This window comes from Gordonia sp. PvP123 (assembly GCF_040547295.1).
GTDB lineage: Bacteria > Actinomycetota > Actinomycetes > Mycobacteriales > Mycobacteriaceae > Gordonia > Gordonia terrae.
In genome coordinates this window covers 388,616-406,934 of record NZ_JBEPPN010000005.1, presented here as the reverse complement: position 1 = coordinate 406,934, position 18,319 = coordinate 388,616, and the positions used below count along the sequence as shown (strand labels likewise).

Here is an 18,319-nt window from a genome sequence, read left to right as displayed (position 1 = left end):
AACTCGTGATGTTCTTGTTATCTGTGAGGCACAAGTGGTTCAAGTGGTGATTGTTGATCAAGAGGCAGCTCATCCTCGAGGGCAGTGCGAGGTCACGACAGCCCGGGCAACTCGTGATCCGGTTGTGATCCCCTCGGGTTGGAGATCGGCTCCTTGGTTCACTAGGGTCACTTAAGTCCCAATCGTCACATCAGTCACAGGCGTTACGGAGGCCGCGAGTCCGCGGCAGCCGCGGCTGGTGTCGTCGCGACCGAAGGATGTGTTCTGCAGTGACCAAAGCCCGACCTACACGGCGTCTGCCGAGATGGACGGCGAGCGGTGCGCGGCCCGGACGGGCTCGCAATCGCGCGTTGACCTGGGCCGCGGCCGGGCTGGCGCCCGCACTGCTGGCCGGTGGACTCGCGGTTGCGAGTTCATCGGAATCGGCCGAACAGGTCGAGCTCTCGGTCGGGTCGACGGTGACGCTGATCGGGCACGGTCATGGCCACGGCCGCGGAATGGGGCAATGGGGAGCGTACGGCTACGCCCGTAAGGGCTGGACGGCACAGCAGATCCTGCGCCACTACTACGGTGGCACCACCGCGGGGAAGGTGGACAGGCCCGAGATCCTGGTGGCCCTCACGGGTCAGGGCTCGGTGAATGTGCACGCGGACGCCGGCATGCGAGTCGGTGGTCAGACGGTGGCTCCCGGGCAGGCGGTCAGCCTGTCCGGGGGCACGGCCACCATCCTCAGCGGATGCGGTGGTGGGGCGGTGCGGTCGGTACCCGCCACGTTCGTCGAACCACTCAGCATGGCGCCCAATCGACCGGGCGGCGAATTCCTCAAGTTCTGCGGTTCGAACAAGGCCTACCGCGGGGCCATGGGCCTCGAAGGTGGGCGCGTGGTCAACCGCATCCACGTCGACGACTACGTCAAAGGCGTCATCCCGCGCGAGAGCCTGCCCGCCTGGGGTGACTCCGGCGGCGCGGCGGCGTTGCAGGCGCAGGCGGTGGCGGCCCGCACCTACGCGCTCGCGGCGATCGCGGGCGGCAAGAAGATCGACGACACCCAGAATTCGCAGGTCTACGGCGGCGTCTCCGGTGAGGACCGGCGGACCAACGCGGCGGCCGACGCCACCGCCGGCCAGATCCTGCTGCAGAACGGACAGCCGGCCTTCACCGAGTTCTCCGCGTCGACCGGCGGTTTCACCGCAGGTGGTCGCTTCCCGGCGGTGGTCGACGAAGGGGACACGGTCTCGCCGAACCACAACTGGACGGCCACCGTGAGTGCGGGCAGCATCGGATCGGCTTTCGGGGTCGGTGCCCTACGGAGCTTCGAGGTCATCGAGGCCAACGGCCTGGGTGCCGAACACGGGCGCGCGATCAAGGTCCGCGCGGTCGGCTCGGGTGGCACCGCGGAGGTGAGCGGTGAGGAAGCACGGACCAAGCTGCAGCTGAAGTCCTCGTGGTTCGCGGTGCAGGGCCAGCCCGCACCGCCCCGCATCGTCAAACCACCCACCGGTCCGGCGTCGCCCGGCGGCGGTGGGATCGACTTCGGCAGCCTCGATCAGCTCGCCGAGCAGATCTTGCCCGGGTCGTCGAAGTTCCTGGACATGGCGACCTCGGCGATGAACGGGCGGTTCGCGGACCTCGGTGGGATCACGGGACCGCTCGGCCAGGCGCTCGGCGTGCCGACCCTGACCCCCGACGCCGCGGGCGTCACGCAGCTCTTCGAGAAGGGGATGATGTTCTTCACCCCGGCCACGGGCCCGCGGGTGCTGGTCGGCAAGGGGCTCGAGCGATACCAGGACCGCGGCGGCATCCCCGCGCTGGGTTTCCCCAAGCGCGACGCGTTCCGCTGAGCGCTCAGGGCTCCGGTCCCGCTTCGACGATCTGGACGGCGACGTCGACGAGTTTGGTGTTGGTGTCCTGGGACAACCGCGCCAGAAGCGAAAAGGCCTCGTCTGCGTCGAGCTTGTAGCGCTCCATGATCATGCCCTTGGCCTGACCGATGATGTCGCGTGAGCCGAGTGCGGCGCGCAGTTGCTGCTTCTCCTGGACCGCGCCGAAGGCGGTCGCGGCGTGCGCCGCGAACAGCTCGCCGAGCTGGCGCGCCTCGGGGGTGAACGCCGCCGGCTCGGTGCTGTGCAGGTTCAATGCGGCCGAGTCGTCGCCGTCGATGTAGAGGTAGAAACAGGCCATCGACCGAATGCCGAGTTCGGCCGCTGCCGCTGCGAAGTTGGGCCAGCGTGTCTCGACGCGCATGTCGTCGACCCACACGGTGAGATCGGAGACCGCGGCACGGATGCACGGACCCTCGCGCAGCTCTCGCTGCAGTCGATCGGCCTCGCCGCCGAGGTCGCCCACCATCACCGGTGTCTCGACTGCGCCGTCGGCGACGAGGGTCACGGTCGCGTACTCGGCGCCCGGGATCGCATCGACCGCGAATTTGGTCATGGAACGCAGCGCTGCTTCGGTGTCGTCACTCTCTTTGCGCATCTCGCTCGCGATCCGCGTCATCTGAGCTCCGAAGTCGGCCAATCCGGTCACCCCTGCCTCCTCGTGAGACGTCGTTGCGCGCGCCTCAGCTGGACCGACAGCAAAGCGCTGGCTCGAAACACCCGTTGTCGAAGAACCCATTATGCCGTACGGTGTGCGGCCTCGGCGTCGACGAGTCCTTCTCGTTGCGCAACCGACCCGAGGGGTGTCGAAGTCATCACGTCGATGCAGAAGTCGGTGTCCGCGTACGACGCTGACGGGTGCAGCGCTGACGAGCGCAACGCGTCATGGACTTGGTCGCCGGTTCGCGGATACTCTTCGACCCGCCATCTCCAATGCACCGCCAGCACCTCGCCCGTGGGCGACAACGAGCCCGGAAGCCGTGCGATGACCTCGTCGAGATCGGCGTCGTCGAGGTAGTAGAGGACCTCGCTGAGCACGATCAGGTCGAACCGGCCCGACGGCCAGTCGGTGACGATGTCACCGACGCGCACGTCGACCGAGTCGTGGCCGTCGAGTCGCCTCCGCGCGAGTTCCACCGCACGTGGGCTGACATCGGTACACAGCAGATGGTCGGCGCGCGTGGCCAACTCGGCGCTCAGCACGCCGATCGAGCAGCCGGGCTCGAACACCGAGCCGTACCGGGGAGAGCGAAGCGCGGCGAGGGTCAGAGCGTACTTCCGCCGCTCATACCACCGCGTCGCGAAACCCCACGGGTCGTCGCTGCTGCGATACATGTCGTGAAAGTAGCTGTCGGGCAGCGAGTTTCGATCACTGCCGGTGGTGCCGTCGTCGGTCATGGCCTCGTCCGTCCTGTCCTCGCCGGTCGTGTTCTCGACCGGTCGCGCTGCCCTGCTCTGCGCCCGCCCCGGATGTCGGTGTTCACACGAAGACGAACTCCCGATCGCGGAGCAACCGCTCGAGAATGTGCGGTCCGAGAACGGCGGTGTCCTCGGGTGCCGGTGACAGCGGGCGGATCTGGGTCTCGAAGGCCTGTGTCGCCGCGCGTTTGGCCACGGCGATGTCGTCGTCGAGGACGAGGGTGCGCAGCCTGTGCCAGGGGATGTCGGGATCGTCGGGGGTTGCCCAGTGCCACATCCAGATCGGATACATCCAGACCGGGACACCGCGCCGGTCGCCGACGCGACGTGCACACCGCCCGACGGCCTCGTGGTCGGGATGACCGTCGTGCATCCAGACCGCCAGCAGTGCGGTCGGGGTGTCGGGTTTCTCGGAGATCGTCGCGTCGACGATGGCCTCGATCTCGTCGTCATGGGCCGACAGGGTGCCGTCGCCGAGCCCGCACCATCGGGTGGGGCCGATGCCCAGTGTCGACGTCGCGGTGTCGACTTCGGCGTGGCGCCGGACGGCCAGCTCGGCCGGGGACAGCGTCGGCGAACCGGGATGCGACGCCGAGCCGTCGGAGAGGCAGAGCGCGACGACGTCGACACCCCGTCGGTGGGCGGCCGCCATCACCCCGCCGACGCCGAGGATCTCGTCGTCGGGGTGGGCGGCCAGGACGATCAGCCGCCGGACGTCCGGCTCGAAGTCGGGCCACGGCCCCCGCACGGCGAACCACCGCTGCCACTCCGACTCCGGGGTTCCCTCCGACGATGTCGGGGTCGCCCCGAAGCGGTCCGTCGAGGAGATGTCGCCGGTCGTCATGACGTCTCCGATCCCGGGCCGGGTATCCGACCCCCGGTCAGTCCGCCCAGGACCGCGAGATCACGGTCGGCGTGGGACTGCCGGATGTAGACGGTGAGGTCGGCGACAGCCTGGGCGTGATCGGGATCGGCGGCGAGCGGGCCGGGGCCCAACGCACGCCCGACCCGATCGATCACCGCGGTGGCGACCTGTTCGACGGACCAGCGCACCGCGAAGGCGAGTCGTTTCGCCGACGCGGTCGGGTCATTGTCGATTTCATGTGCCGCGGACCGGAGATGCGCCCATCCGGCGGCGAGGTGGGCGTCGACGGCGCCGGCGTGCATCCGCAGCAACGCGTCGTCGGAGCGCTCGGCCGCGCGGTAGAGCGGTGCCGCGACCTTGCGGGCCCCGCCGAACCAGCAGGCCGCGACGCCGATCCCGCCCTGCCAGAAGCCCGGCCGGTCGAGATAGGCGCCGGGTTCGCCGACCGGGTCGGCGGGCACGGCATCGAAGGTGACGGTCCCGGTGTCGGAGTCGCGCATACCCGTGTTGGTCCAGGCCGAGCTGTCCGCGGAGACCCCCGGGCGACCGAGATCGACCGCGAACAGTCGGTTGCCGGCGTCCGTGTGCGCGGTGACCAGCGCATGCGTGCACGACGTCGCGCCCGAACACCATTCCTTGATGCCGCTCAGTTCCCAGCCACCCGCGGCCGATCGGGCGTCGACGCGGGTGTCGCGCCCCTCGGCGGCCCACACGCCCCAGAACTCGCCCGAGGCGGTCCCGCCGCCACAGATCTCCGCGAGGATGGCGTCGGCATCTGCGTGCGCCTCGACGAGACGGCCCGTGCTCACGTCGTCGGAACAGGCGCGGACGAGAGCGGCGAACCGGTCGAGGGTGTGGCCCCGGCCGGGGCGGGGGAGGGGGAAGGACGGGTCGTCGACGATGGCCCGGGCCCGCGCGGGCGTCACCCGGCTGCCTCCTCGGGCTGGTCGTCGGCCAAATCTCGAAGGTAGCTCGCGAACCCGTGCCGGGTCCGTCCCTCCCGCCGGGTCGATGTGCGGACCGGGACCCGGGCACCCCGTTCGACCGTTGCACCCGAGCTGCGCAGGCGATCGACGAGATCGACGTCCTCGTCCACGTCGAGCTCGGCGAACCCGCCGACGGCGACGTACGTCGAGGCCCGGATGCCGAGGTTCGCGCCGTGGACGTGGCCGTGCCCGGGACCCGCGTCGTACTCGCGCAGATATCTCTCGTCGGTCCCCGCCGGCCACCCGTCGAACCCGTCGGGGGTGACAGTGCCCACATAAGCGTCCGCGCCGGCATCGGCGGCCGCGACGTGTTCGACGAGCCAGTCCCGCGGAACCGTCGAATCGGCGTCGGTGGTCGCGAACCACGTGGTGTGCGACTCCGCGGCCGAGATGGCGGCTGCGTCGAACCCCGCTCGACGCGCCGCCCCGACGCATCGCGCGTCGACGACGACGGTCGAGACATCCGCCGTGAGCAGCGTTGCGGAGTCGTCGTCGCAGGCGTCGAGCACCACGACCACCTGCACCGGAATGGCCGCGGCGGTTGCTGCGCCCTCGAGAGCGTCGAGACAGCTCGGGAGATGTTCGGCCTCGTTGTGGACGGGGACCACGACGACGACGCGCTCGACCGACGGGTGTGAAGGTGGGTTCGTCCGGTCCCCGAGAGGGGGACCTGTCTGCTCCCTGAGGAGCCCCGGAGCCTGCGGAGGTGGCCCGGTCTGCTCCCTGAGGAGCCCCGGAGCCTGCGGAGGTGGCCCGGTCTGCTCCCTGAGGAGCCCCGCAGCCTGCGGAGGTGGCCCGGTCTGCTCCCTGAGGAGCCCCGGAGCCTGCGGAGGTGGCCCGGTCTGCTCCCTGAGGAGCCCCGGAGCCTGCGGAGGGGCGTCACGAAGGGCACTCGGGGAGGGGTCGTCGGGCGGTCGTACGAACAGCGGCGTCACGCAAACCCCGAACTACTCACCGGACAAGGCACGGGCCCGGGGGCTACAGGCCGACGATCGAAACATTACCCGGCTTCCGTGCCAGGCCACGTGGCTCGGAGATTCCTCAGGGAGGGTCCGTTACCCTGAGGACCCGTGGCAACCAGTAGCAGTTACGACCTGATCGTCGTCGGCTCCGGATTCTTCGGCCTCACCGTCGCCGAACGGGCCGCGACGCAGCTGGGCAAACGGGTCCTCGTGCTCGACCGACGCGACCACCTCGGCGGCAATGCGTACTCGGAACCCGAACCGACGACCGGGATCGAGATCCACAAGTACGGGGCGCACCTGTTCCACACCTCCAACGAGCGGGTGTGGGAATACGTCAACCAGTTCACCGACTTCACGAACTACCAGCACCGCGTGTTCGCGCTGCACAACGGCCAGGCCTACCAGTTCCCGATGGGCCTGGGGCTGGTCAGCCAGTTCTTCGGCAGGTACTTCAGCCCCGACGAGGCGCGGAAGCTGATCGCCGATCAGGCCAGCGAGATCGACACCGCCGAGGCGCGCAACCTCGAGGAGAAGGCGATCAGCCTGATCGGTCGCCCGCTGTACGAGGCGTTCATCAAGCACTACACCGCCAAGCAGTGGCAGACCGACCCCAAGGAGTTGCCCGCGGGCAACATCACCCGCCTGCCGGTGCGCTACACCTTCGACAACCGGTACTTCAACGACACCCATGAGGGTCTGCCGGTCGACGGTTACACCGCGTGGCTGGAGAACATGGCTGCCGACGACCGCATCGAGGTGCGGCTGTCCACCGACTGGTTCGACGTGCGCGAGCAGCTGCGCGCCGACAACCCCGACGCCCCCGTCGTCTACACCGGCCCCGTGGACCGGTACTTCGAGTACTCCGCGGGCCGACTCGGCTGGCGCACACTCGATTTCGAGACCGAGGTGCTCGACACCGGCGACTTCCAGGGCACTCCGGTGATGAACTACAACGACGCCGACGTCCCGTTCACGCGCATCCACGAGTTCCGGCATTTCCACCCCGAGCGGAACTCCTACCCCGACGACAAGACCGTCATCATGCGGGAGTTCAGCCGGTTCGCCGAGAACGACGACGAGCCGTACTACCCCATCAACACCCCGGAGGACCGGGCGATGCTGACCGCCTACCGTGAACTCGCCCGCACCGAGACCGCAAGTGCCGGAGTGCTGTTCGGTGGTCGTCTCGGTACCTATCAGTACCTCGACATGCACATGGCGATCGCGAGCGCGCTCACCATGTTCGACAACACCCTGGCACCGCATCTGCGTGATGGTGCGCCGCTGGTGGCCGACCCCGCAGGAGCCGAATAGATGACGGTGACTCCCGTGAACCAATCCGACATCCCCGACGCAGGCGTCGGGCCGTCGAAGGCGAAATCCCTTCTGCAGCGGGTGATCTTCCCGCGGGCGGGTGAGCCGCTCGACGTGCGGTCGCTGTACGTCGTCGAATCCGAGAGCAACAACCGCCGGGCGCATGCCCCGAGTCGGACCTCGGTGCTTCTCGGCGCCGAATCCGAGGTGAGCTTCGAGACCTACTTCAACGCGTTCGCTGCGGCCTACTGGCGGCGCTGGAGCATCCTCGACTCGGTGGTGCTGCGCGTCGAGGTGATCGGCACCTGCCGCGTCGACCTGTACCGCTCTAAGATCGACGGGTCGCGTATCGGCATCGGCGGTGACCTGGTCGACACCGACGAAACCGGCCGCGGCGTCGTCGAATTCGAACTCGACCTCGGTCCGTTCGAGGACGGTGGCTGGATCTGGTTCGACGTCACCACCGACACCGACACCGAAATCGTCTCCGCCGGTTGGTATGCGCCCATCGACGCACCGACGGCCGACGAGGAGACCAAGCGCGTCACGGTCGGCATCCCGACGTTCAACCGCCCGACCGATGCGGTGAACGCGTTGGCCGCGTTGACCTCCGACCCGTTGGTCGACGAGGTCATCGATGCGGTCATGATGCCCGACCAGGGCACCAAGAAGGTCGTCGACGAGCCCGGATACACCGAGGCCGCCGCGGCTCTCGGCGATCGCCTGCACATCTTCGACCAGGGCAACCTCGGCGGATCGGGCGGATACGCGCGCATCATGTACGAGGCGCTGCGGCTCACCGACTCGCCCTACGTGCTGTACATGGACGACGACATCGCGATCGAGCCCGACTCGATCCTGCGTGCACTGGCCATGTCGCGATTCGCCAAGGCGCCCATGCTCGTCGGCGGTCAGATGCTCAATCTGCAGGACCGCAGCCACCTGCACTGCATGGGCGAGGTGATCCGCCGCGACACCTTCATGTGGACGGCGGCGCCGTTCGTCGAATACGACCACAACTTCTCGAAGTACCCGCTGCGCGACCGCGAGAACTCGAAGAACCTGCACCGGCGGATCGACGTCGAGGGCAACGGCTGGTGGATGTGCATGATCCCGCGCGAATGCGCGGAGCAGATCGGCCTCCCGATGCCGTTGTTCATCAAGTGGGACGACTGGGAGTTCGCGCTGCGAGCCGCCAAGGCCGGTTACCCCACGGCCACCGTGCCGGGAATCGCCATCTGGCACATGGCCTGGAGCGACAAGGACGACGCCATCGACTGGCAGGCGTACTTTCACCTGCGCAACCGGCTCGTCGTCGCATCGATCCATCACGACGGCCCGATCAAGGGCATCGTCCGGTCGATGACCAAGGCGACCGCCAAACACCTTCTCTGCCTCGAATACTCCACCGTCGCCATCCAGAACGAGGCGATCCGGGACTTCCTCGCCGGACCCGATCACATCCGCAGCCTGCTGCCGACCGCGCTGCCGAAGGTCGCGCAGATGCGCAAGCAGTATCCGGACGCAGTGGTCTTGCCGTCGGCGACCGAGTTGCCCCGGACCTCCGGCGAGGCAACGCGCCTCGGGACCTCGATACCGCTGAACCCGCTCAGCAAGATCAAGGCGCTGACCGCCGCCGTGGTGAACAACGTCCGCCCGGCCGACCCGCGGCATCACGAGGTCCCGCAGGCCAACTTCCCGCCCATCGAGGCGCGGTGGTTCTCGCTCGGTCGTGTCGATGGGGTCACCGTCACCACCGCCGACGGCCGCGGCGTCGTCTATCGGCAGCGCGACCGCGAGAAGATGATCGAGCTCGCGCGCGAACACTTCGCCCTCGTGAAGGAACTGCAGGACAAGTTCCCGGAGATGAAGCAGCAGTACAGGTCTGCGCACCGCGACCTGACGTCGAAGGAGAGCTGGGCGGGTGTCTTCGGAATCTGATGGTCCGGTGATCGGCAGTGGGGACGACACGGTGCTGGAGGATCGTGCGGAGACGGGCCGGGTCCCGGCCGACGACATCCCGCGTCCCCTGAACGGTGAGGAGAAGGCCCTCGTGGCCATCCAGGCCGGGATCGGTGGCCGCCCCGGCGTCCGTCCGGCCGCGCGCGGACTGTCGCACGTGGGTGAGCACGCACTGGGCTGGCTCGCCATCGCGGGTACCGGCTGGGCGCTGGCCCGCCGCCGCGGCGATGTGCGCGCGCAGCAGCTCTGGCTCGAGACCGGGGTGGGTGCCTTCGGTGCGCACGCCGCGTCCGTGATCATCAAGCGCATCGTCCGGCGCCCACGCCCGGCCCACCCGCAGATCGCGATCGGGGTGTCGACGCCGAGCAAACTGAGTTTCCCGTCCTCGCACGCGACCTCGACGACCGCGGCCGCGATCCTCATCGGCCGCGCTGCCGGCTGGGACCCAAAGGTGCTGCCCGCCGTCCTCGTGCCGCCGATGCTCGTGTCCCGCCTGGTGTTGGGTGTGCACTACCCGAGCGATGTCACCGCGGGCGCCGCGATCGGTGCCGCGAGCGCAGCGGCGGTCGTCGTGGGCGATAAGGTGCTGCTCGAACCCACCCGGAACAACCCGGACCCCGGGCGTGCCCGCCGTGCGGCGCGCGTCCTGGCCCGGCTCGGTCTCACGGCCGCAGTACCCGGCGGGCCGCTGCGTCTTGCCGCGTCCCCCGTCATCGCGCGGGTGACACGACACAGGGAGAGTGCATGAGCGAGGAGCCGATCGAGCACGGAAAGGTTCTCGGACCGCCGAAGAACCTGACGTCCGGGCTGATCAAGGCCGTCCGGCCGCGGCAGTGGGTCAAGAACGTCCTGGTGCTCGCCGCTCCGCTCGCCGCGGGCAACATCACCGACGCCTCGGTGCTGGCCTCCGCCGGCGTCGCCTTCGTCGCGTTCTGCCTCGCCGCGTCGAGCATCTACCTGGTCAACGACGCGATGGACGTCGAGTCCGACCGCAATCACCCGACCAAGCGGTTCCGGCCGATCGCCGCCGGCGTCGTCCCGGTGACCCTGGCCTACGTTCTCGCCGTCGTCCTGCTCGTCGGCTCGATCGGTATCGCCTTCCTTGCGAACTGGCAGACGGCCGTGGTCATCGCCATCTACCTGGTCATCCAGCTCGGCTACTGCTTCGGCCTGAAGAACCAGGCCGTCATCGACATCTGCATCGTGTCCTCGGGCTTCCTGCTGCGTGCGATCGCCGGTGGCGTCGCCGCCGAGATCGTGCTGTCACAGTGGTTCCTGCTCGTGATGGCCTTCGGGTCGCTGTTCATGGCGGCGGGCAAGCGCTACGCCGAACTCCAGCTCGCCGAACGCACCGGCGCCAAGATCCGCAAGGCCCTCGAGTACTACACGACCACCTATCTGCGATTCGTCTGGACGCTGTCGGCGACCGCGGTCGTGATCTTCTACGGCCTCTGGGCGTTCGACAAGGGCTCCGACCACGACACCAACGTCGCGTACGCCATCTCGATGGTGCCCTTCACGGTGGCGATCCTGCGCTATGCCGTCGACGTCGACGGCGGTGCCGCGGGCGAACCCGAGGAGATCGCGCTCGGCGATCGTGTCCTGCAGCTGCTCGCCGTGGCGTGGCTGGTGTGTGTGGGTGTCGCGGTCTATGCAGTCAATTGATGAGTCGCCAACCGGTTTCCGGGCGCTGAACACCGGCCGCAACAAGGTTGCGGCCGTCAGTTTCGTCCTCGGCGCCGTCGTCGTCACCACCTTCTTCGCGATCGGTGCGTGGCAGCGCAGGTGGATCGCCGACGACGGACTCATCGTCCTGCGCACGCTCCGCAATCTCTTCGCCGGGAACGGTCCGGTCTTCAACGCCGGGGAGCGGGTCGAGGCCAACACCTCGACCGCCTGGACGTACCTGTTGTGGTTCTGGGCGTGGATCACCGACGGTCAGCTCGAATACGTCGCGCTCTGGGTGGCGCTGGTCTGCTCGGTGGCCGCGATCCCGATCGCGATGTACGGCAGCGCACGTCTGTTCGGCACCCGGATCGGCGGGATCACCGGCGACGGTTGGACCCTGCTGCTGCCGTTCGGTGCCGTCATCTACATCGCCATCCCGCCCGCCCGCGACTTCGCGACCAGCGGATTGGAGAACGGCCTCTGCATCTTCTGGGCGGCCGTCCTGTGGTGCCAGCTCGTCGCATGGGCGCGTCGCGGCCCGCACGCGAGCCGCGGGAGCGCGGCGGCCACGCTCGCGCTGGCCTTCACCGCCGGTCTCGCCCCGCTGATCCGGCCCGAACTGGCGATTCTCGGCGGCCTGGTGCTGCTGCTGGTCTTCTTCGCGCCCCTCGGTTGGAAGATGCGGATGGGTGTCGTCGTGGTCGCGGGTGCGTTGCCGGTCGGCTACCAGATCTTCCGCATGGGCTACTACGCCCTCCTGGTTCCCAATCCCGCCGTCGCGAAGGACGCCAGCGGTGCGAAGTGGGATCAGGGTTTCGCCTACCTCACCAATCTCTTCGGCCCCTACGTGCTGGTGCTGCCGGTCGTCCTGGCCGCAGTCGCGGGCGTGCTGCTGATCGTCGGCGGCCGGATGCGGGCCACGGCGGCCGATGCCCAGCACTCCGACCCGGCCGACACCGGTGACGCCACCCCCTCGACGCGGTCGTCGCGTCTCGCAGGCTGGTCGCGTCGGCTGCAGTCCTCGACCGCGGTGGTCACCGTCGTGGCCCTCGCCGGCATCGTCCTGATCGTCTACTGGATGCGCCAGGGCGGCGACTTCATGCACGGACGGGTGCTGCTGGTGCCGGTGTTCGTCACCCTGCTGCCGCTGATGGTCGTGCCGGTGACGATCCCCGCGCACGTCGGCGCGGCGTTCCGTCGCCGGCCGTCGAAGGACTCCGACTCGGTGATCTCCGACCCCGCGACCGACCCCGATCCCGTGCCGTCCGCGCCCGAGCCCGCGGATCGCCGTCGAGCGCGTGCCCAGCTCGTCGGTGCGATCGCCATGAGCGGCATGTGGACCACCGTCGTCGTCTGGGCGGTCGTGACGCATGCCAACGTCCTGCCGAACGCCGGCATCGACATCGGCCGCAGCGGCATCGTCGACGAGCGTCGGTTCTACGTCACCAACATGGGCAACGAGAACCCGGTCACCGCCGAGGACTACCTCGACTACCCGCGTATGAGCGCGATGGTCGAGAAGATCGACGAGTACCGCGAGGACGGCGGCGTGATCCTGCCGTCGTTCAACTACGACGAGTGGTACGTGGCACAGCTGCCGGCCGTGATGCCCAAGGGCGCCGAGCGGCAGGTGACCGTCTACTTCTTGAATCTGGGTATGACGAGCATGAACGCACCGCTGGATGTGCGCGTCATCGACCAGATGGGTCTGGCCTATCCGCTCGCGGCGCACACCGAGCGCCTTGAGGACGGCCGCATCGGGCACGACAAGATCCTGCCGAGCGAATGGGTCGTCGCCGAAGCAGGCGCGTACCCACGCCGTCCGGTACTGCCCGGGTACCTCGACGAGGATCTGGTCCGCCAGGCCCAGGTCGCGCTGCAGTGCCCGGAGACCAAGGACCGGTTCGCCTCGTTCGAGGCCCCCTGGTCCTTCGATCGCTTCAAACACAACCTGCGTCAGGCGTTCACCTTCAACAGCTATCGAATCCAGCGCGAGCCGGAGTACGAGATCCAGCGCTGCGGGTTGGAGATGCCGCCGCCGGTCCACCCGCGCTAGTGCCACGCCACCGGGCGTCGAACCCAAGCACACGACACCAAGAGAACGCATAGAAAACACGGGGCCGAACCTGTGGAGTTGCCGTCGAACATCTCGGATCGGTAACGTCCCCGTGGGCGCGGCCGATAGAAAGGTCGTGACGGAGGTGTTCTGAACTGCTGGGACGCCGAAGTGACGGGGGTTGTGATCGCGATCACATGGTTTGTCACGTCCGGGGGCATCGAATAGGCTCGCCGACGGTGAATCGCATGCGAGAACGACTCGTGAACGACGTCGCGCCGCGCAATGAGCCGGGGGACGAAAAATGTGTGACGCACAAGGACCGATCGGCCGCTAGGGACTACGAGTTCCGGCCGATCGGCTGAAGAGGGAGATTCTGTACATGCGTGAAGCTGCCACCGAGGCGCCGAGGCCTGCGCGCAACCGGATGAGCAACCGGTTGATCGCCGCTTTCGTCGCCATCCTGACAGTTGTCGGACTGACCGGTGTCGTCGCCGGCCAGGCCAACGCCCGGATCGGCGGAACGCAGGTCGGCAAGCAGGAGTTCTGGGTCAACGGCTGCGGGATGCCGAACGTGAAGGTCCGCGCCTGGAAGAAGCCCGGCAACTACAAGACCGTCATCCTCCTCGACGGCATGCGCGCCCAGTACGACTACAGCGGCTGGGAGATCAACACCAACGTCCAGGAGATGGTGAAGTCCGGCGTCAACGTCGTCGAGCCCATCGGTGGACCCGCAAGCTTCTACACGGACTGGGATGCACCCAGCAACTTCAACCGGCAGCCCTACCGGTATCGCTGGAACTGCGTCATCAGCCGGACCCTGATCAGCGCGCTCGACGCCCGCGGCTTCCGCGTCGGACCGTCGAAGCGCTACGCCATCATGGGTCTGTCCATGGGTGGTAACGCCGCACTCGTCCTCGGCGCCCAGAACCGTCAGCACTTCGACCGCGCCGGCTCGCTCTCGGGCTACAACTTCCTGAGTGCGCCCGGTATGCGTACCGCCCTGCGTCTGGCGATGCTCGACGTCGACCCGAAGCCCTGGAACATCGACGCCATGTGGGGCCCGCCGTGGAGCATTCGCTGGTTCCAGAACGATCCCTTCTGGAACATCGGCCTGATGCGCGGCATGAAGGTCTTCGTCGGTTCCGGTAACGGTCTCTTCGGCCGCTACAACGCACTGCCGAATGTGTTCGACGACCTGTTCAAGGGTTCGACCCTCGAGCTCCTCGCGTTCACGCAGTCCAAGGCCTTCGAGGCTGCGGCCTTCGTGCAGGGTGTGCCGCTGATGACCTACTACGCCAACGGCACCCACGCCTGGGGTTACTGGCAGGACATGATCTGGAACGCCAAGAACCGCGGATTCTTCCGCTGATCTGACATCGCCGGTCCGCCGGCCGCACGACGCCCCGCCCGGGTCACCGGGCGGGGCGTCGTCGTATCACTCCGCTCCCTGAGGAGCGTCCGGAGCTTGCGGAGGGCGCGTCACGAAGGGGGTCGGCGACCCGAGGTGAGAGACCCTTCGTGACGCTCGCAAGCTCGCTCCTCAGGGAGCAGGGCGAGATATCAACTGTCACACAAATCCCACGTGTCACAGCGTGGCGTGCGGACAGGCCGCGCCGTGGCGTGTAAGAAACTCCTGAGGCGTTTGATACTTATGAGGCATGTGTGACTGACGGGGAATCGGTCACGGGTGCTGGCGCCGGTGTACAGGGGCGAAGGAGTTCTGGAGAGTGATGCGGCGAAACAGTGGTACAGGCAAGGTCGACGCGCGACCGGCCGATGCAGGGCAGGATGGCGCGCGCCCGGCCGGTCGTCGGGCGACTCTTCGCCCGGTGAAGGCCGCCGTGGTCGCGCTGGCGACGGTCGCGGTACTCGTGATCGGTAACGGGCTCGCCGGGGCCGAACCCGCGCCGGCCCCGCCCGCCCCCGCGGCACCGCCCGCGGCGCCCGCGCCGCCGGCCTCACCCAGCGCGCCGGCACCCGCACCGCCGAGCTCGCGTGCCCCGGTCGCACCGGCGTCGGTCCCGGCCGCGCAACCCGCCAAGGTGACCAACACGTACTGGTACACCGACCGGCGAGTGGCCCTGTGGGTCTACTCCCCGGCGATGAACACCAACATCCAGGTGCAGATCCTGCTGGCCCGCGACTGGCACGCGAAGCCGAAGGAGAAGTTCCCGCAGCTGACGATGCTCGACGGTCTGCGCGCGCAGGACGATCAGAGCGGTTGGATCATCAACACCAAGATCGTCGACTTCTACAAGGACAAGAACGTCAACGTCATCCTGCCGATCGGTGGCGAGTCGAGTTTCTACACCGACTGGAAGGAACCCGATCGCGGCAAGAACTACAAGTGGGAGACGTTCCTCATGCGGGAACTGCCGCCCATCCTGGAGAACGATTGGCGGTCCACCGACGTCCGCGGCATCGAGGGGCTGTCGATGGGCGGCTCCGCCGCGATGATGCTCGCCGCGCGCAACCCCGGGTTCTACAAGTTCGCGGCGTCGTTCTCGGGAATCCTGCAGCTGAGTTCATTCGGTATGCCGCAGGCGATCCAGTTCGCGGTGCGCGACGGTGGCGGCTACGACTCGATGAAGATGTTCGGCCCGCCGTCGGACCCGGCCTGGAAGGAACACGATCCGTACCTGCTGGTCGACAAGCTGCAGGGCACGAGTCTGTACGTCTCGTCGGGCAACGGCATGGTCGGGCCCCACGACAAACCGTCCGACATCCCGATGCTCGCGACCAACTACTCCGGTGTGGGACTCGAGATGCTGAGTCGCGTCACCTCGCAGCAGTTCGCGATCCAGTTGAATCGCAAGGGGATTCCCGGCCAGGCCAACTACCGGCCGTCGGGTACGCACACCTGGCCCTACTGGGAGTTCGAGATGATGCAGGCCTGGCCGCAGGCCGCGGCCGCGCTCGGACTGTCGCGTGATGCGGTCGCATGCCGCGTCGACGGTGCCTTCCGCAAGGTCTGGGACGCCAACAAGGCGGACCTGGGAGGTTGCCTCACCCCGTCGTACCCGGTGGCGGGCGGCAAGGCCCAGGACTTCGCCGGCGGACGCATGTTCACCGGACCGAAGGGCCCGAAGATCGTCACGGGCGCGATCGGTGGCGCCTACGTCGCCGCCGGCGGTCCGGCCGGTCGTCTCGGCAAGCCGACGAGCGACGAACTCCCGACCCGCGACGGCAAGGGCCGCGTGAACTACTTCGAGCACGGCCGGATCACCTGGACCGCGAAGGACGGCACCAAAGTCCTCAAGTGAGGAGTCCGGTGAGCGAGGCGGGATTCGACAGAAGAGGACGGGGGCACCCGTCGGTGCCCCCTAACCTCGACCGCACGTGTGTGCGGCCTGAAACTTCGCTGAGGAATCGGACTGTTTGTGCAGGTGGCGCGAGTGCGGCGGCCGGAATGCCCCCGCGCGGGCGGTAGCCTGACGTGGTGTGCGATGCGGGGTGCCCCTGCATCGCGATCGGCCGCAGGCCGGACGCGTGAGGTGTCGCCGGACAGATCGTCCGGTGGTGCGCGATCTCGACGGAGAAAGGTTCGGCAGGAAGTGGCGATGACAACGAAGTGTGTGCGGCTGGTGCTGGCCGTGACGGGCCTCGCTCTCGCGCTCGGGTCCGTGTCGGCCTGCGCCGACGACTCGACGGCCAGTGCGCCGATCACCAACAACCCGGTCACGACGACCTCGCTCTACTCGGCGGCGGAGTCCTCGACGAGCACGCCGGGCACGACCTCCGCAGAGGCCACCCCGTCCACGACCGGCGGCACGTCGGAGCTGCCCGCGACCGCGCCGAACCCCAGTACGAAGGTCCCGGCCAGTTTTCCCGGGCCCAGCGGCCAACCACTCGACGACAAGGCCCGCGCCTACCTGGCCGCGCTGAAGCAGCAGGACGTCACCTTCATGGGGGACAACGACAACTCGGTCGCCCTGACCATGGCGAAGTATGTCTGCGGCGCCAAACAGAAGGGCACCGACCCGAGCATGGTGAAGGCCTTCGTCACCGCCTCCGTCGGTCCCGGTGCAGACAATGTCGAAGAAGCGAACGTGAAGGCCGACAAGGTCATTCGCGCAGCAGAACAGCACTACTGCTGACGTGGCCGCCCGTCGCAACGCCGCGGGCCGCACCCGCAAGGGTCCGGTTCGGCGGCTCGGCAAGTTCGCTCTGCTGCTCCTCGCGCTCGCGGCCATCGCGATCGTGCTCATCGTCGTGCTGGTCCTGGTGTGGCTGGCGCCCGGCCCCGCGCCGATCGGTCCCGGTGGGCCGCCGAGCACGCCGCCGTCCGGCGAACGTCCCGACGCCCAGCCCGCGGACTGCCCCGATGTCCTGACGGTCGTCATCCCCGGCACCTGGGAGTCGAGCGCGGACGACGATCCGTACAAGCCGTCGGCGAATCCGAACTCGCTGATGCTGCGCGTCTCGCGCGCGCTGTCGAACGACTTCGACACCTCGCGCACCGAGATCTACACCGTCCCCTACACGGCCCAGTTCCGGAACCCGACCAACCTGGCCGACCGGCAGGCCGACTACAACGTCTCGCGTACCCAGGGCTACAAGCGCGCGGCAGGCAAGATCATCTCCACCAACGAACGCTGCCCGTTGACCGGCTACGTGATCATGGGCTTCAGCCAGGGCGCGGTCATCGCCGGTGATCTCGCGAGCAACATCGGCAACGGCCGCGGCGTGCTCGACGAGAGCGACCAGGACCTCGTGCTCGGTGTCGGGCTCATCGCCGACGGCCGACGCCAGCCGGGTGAACAGAACGACATCGAGCCGAGCCCCAACGGTGTCGGCGCGGAGATCGCGCTCGGCGGGATGGGCAATCTCGTACCCGGGATCTCGATGACCGGCCCGCGCAACGGCGGATTCGGCGACCTCCGCGATCGGGTCCAATCCATCTGCGCGCCGGGCGATCTCATCTGTGACTCGCCGACGATCGTCAATCCGCTGGCGGCGGTGTCGAAACTGGCGAACGCGGCGTCGAACCCCATCCACGCGATGTATGCGACGACGCGCTACTGGGAGAACGACGGCCAGACCGCGACCCAGTGGATGTACGACTGGTCCAAGGACCTCATCCAGGACGCGCCCGCGCCCAAGCACAACTGACCCTGGCTCGCCCGTCCGGACGACACCGGCCGGGCACCACCGATGCACCACCGGTCCCATCGTCGAACTAACCGGCCGGTAACCTCGTC

At 68.1% G+C, this 18,319-nt stretch carries 15 protein-coding genes; 10 read left to right on the top strand and 5 right to left on the bottom strand.

Features of this window, described 5'->3' with window-relative positions; translation table 11 throughout:
* Positions 1 to 350: 350 nt before the first annotated feature.
* The gene (locus ABIC25_RS12165) at positions 351 to 1,841 is read left to right on the top strand and encodes a SpoIID/LytB domain-containing protein (protein WP_004021380.1); all 1,491 of its coding nucleotides are present in this window, start codon (positions 351 to 353) and stop codon (positions 1,839 to 1,841) included.
* Positions 1,842 to 1,845: 4 nt separating this feature from the next.
* Here the strand turns inward: ABIC25_RS12165 and ABIC25_RS12160 are convergent, their stop codons facing one another.
* The 5 genes from ABIC25_RS12160 to ABIC25_RS12140 all read right to left on the bottom strand — a co-directional run bounded on the left by ABIC25_RS12160 (position 1,846) and on the right by ABIC25_RS12140 (position 5,758).
* Positions 1,846 to 2,529 (bottom strand): GAF and ANTAR domain-containing protein, encoded by a 684-nt coding sequence (locus ABIC25_RS12160; RefSeq protein WP_354561597.1) that lies wholly within the window; start codon positions 2,527 to 2,529, stop codon positions 1,846 to 1,848.
* 89 nt (positions 2,530 to 2,618) lie between these two features.
* On the bottom strand, positions 2,619 to 3,278 hold the full coding sequence (locus ABIC25_RS12155; protein WP_354561596.1) for a class I SAM-dependent DNA methyltransferase: 660 nt from the start codon (positions 3,276 to 3,278) through the stop codon (positions 2,619 to 2,621).
* An 82-nt stretch (positions 3,279 to 3,360) separates the two neighbouring features.
* A complete protein-coding gene (locus tag ABIC25_RS12150; RefSeq protein WP_354561595.1) occupies positions 3,361 to 4,143 on the bottom strand; it encodes a PIG-L deacetylase family protein in 783 nt (260 codons plus the stop codon).
* Positions 4,140 to 5,090: an acyl-CoA dehydrogenase family protein gene (locus tag ABIC25_RS12145; protein ID WP_354561593.1), complete on the bottom strand. Its 951-nt coding sequence runs from the start codon at positions 5,088 to 5,090 to the stop codon at positions 4,140 to 4,142. Before ABIC25_RS12145 ends, ABIC25_RS12150 begins: the two co-directional genes overlap by 4 nt.
* Positions 5,087 to 5,758 (bottom strand): glycosyltransferase family 2 protein, encoded by a 672-nt coding sequence (locus tag ABIC25_RS12140; protein WP_354561591.1) that lies wholly within the window; start codon positions 5,756 to 5,758, stop codon positions 5,087 to 5,089. The genes ABIC25_RS12145 and ABIC25_RS12140 overlap by 4 nt, the downstream gene beginning before the upstream one ends.
* Positions 5,759 to 6,220: 462 nt before the next feature.
* Between ABIC25_RS12140 and glf the strand changes: the two genes are divergently transcribed.
* The 9 genes from glf to ABIC25_RS12095 all read left to right on the top strand — a co-directional run bounded on the left by glf (position 6,221) and on the right by ABIC25_RS12095 (position 18,230).
* Positions 6,221 to 7,429 (top strand): UDP-galactopyranose mutase, encoded by a 1,209-nt coding sequence (gene glf, locus ABIC25_RS12135; protein ID WP_101822528.1) that lies wholly within the window; start codon positions 6,221 to 6,223, stop codon positions 7,427 to 7,429.
* Entirely contained in the window at positions 7,430 to 9,370 is a 1,941-nt protein-coding gene (locus ABIC25_RS12130; protein WP_004021373.1) for a glycosyltransferase, read from the top strand.
* Positions 9,354 to 10,139 carry a phosphatase PAP2 family protein gene (locus tag ABIC25_RS12125; RefSeq protein ID WP_435529068.1) on the top strand — a complete coding sequence of 262 codons (786 nt, stop codon included), beginning with the start codon at positions 9,354 to 9,356 and terminating at the stop codon, positions 10,137 to 10,139. The genes ABIC25_RS12130 and ABIC25_RS12125 overlap by 17 nt, the downstream gene beginning before the upstream one ends.
* Entirely contained in the window at positions 10,136 to 11,056 is a 921-nt protein-coding gene (locus ABIC25_RS12120) for a decaprenyl-phosphate phosphoribosyltransferase (protein WP_101822532.1), read from the top strand. The genes ABIC25_RS12125 and ABIC25_RS12120 overlap by 4 nt, the downstream gene beginning before the upstream one ends.
* Positions 11,043 to 13,115 carry an arabinofuranosyltransferase AftB family protein gene (locus ABIC25_RS12115; RefSeq protein WP_354561590.1) on the top strand — a complete coding sequence of 691 codons (2,073 nt, stop codon included), beginning with the start codon at positions 11,043 to 11,045 and terminating at the stop codon, positions 13,113 to 13,115. The genes ABIC25_RS12120 and ABIC25_RS12115 overlap by 14 nt, the downstream gene beginning before the upstream one ends.
* 382 nt (positions 13,116 to 13,497) lie before the next feature.
* Positions 13,498 to 14,487 carry an alpha/beta hydrolase gene (locus tag ABIC25_RS12110; protein ID WP_004021369.1) on the top strand — a complete coding sequence of 330 codons (990 nt, stop codon included), beginning with the start codon at positions 13,498 to 13,500 and terminating at the stop codon, positions 14,485 to 14,487.
* A 361-nt stretch (positions 14,488 to 14,848) separates the two neighbouring features.
* On the top strand, positions 14,849 to 16,381 hold the full coding sequence (locus ABIC25_RS12105) for an alpha/beta hydrolase-fold protein (RefSeq protein ID WP_248644335.1): 1,533 nt from the start codon (positions 14,849 to 14,851) through the stop codon (positions 16,379 to 16,381).
* A 297-nt stretch (positions 16,382 to 16,678) separates the two neighbouring features.
* Entirely contained in the window at positions 16,679 to 17,215 is a 537-nt protein-coding gene (locus tag ABIC25_RS12100) for a DUF732 domain-containing protein (RefSeq protein WP_004018727.1), read from the top strand.
* A 1-nt stretch (position 17,216) separates the two neighbouring features.
* On the top strand, positions 17,217 to 18,230 hold the full coding sequence (locus ABIC25_RS12095; protein WP_064571437.1) for a cutinase family protein: 1,014 nt from the start codon (positions 17,217 to 17,219) through the stop codon (positions 18,228 to 18,230).
* Positions 18,231 to 18,319: the final 89 nt, after the last annotated feature.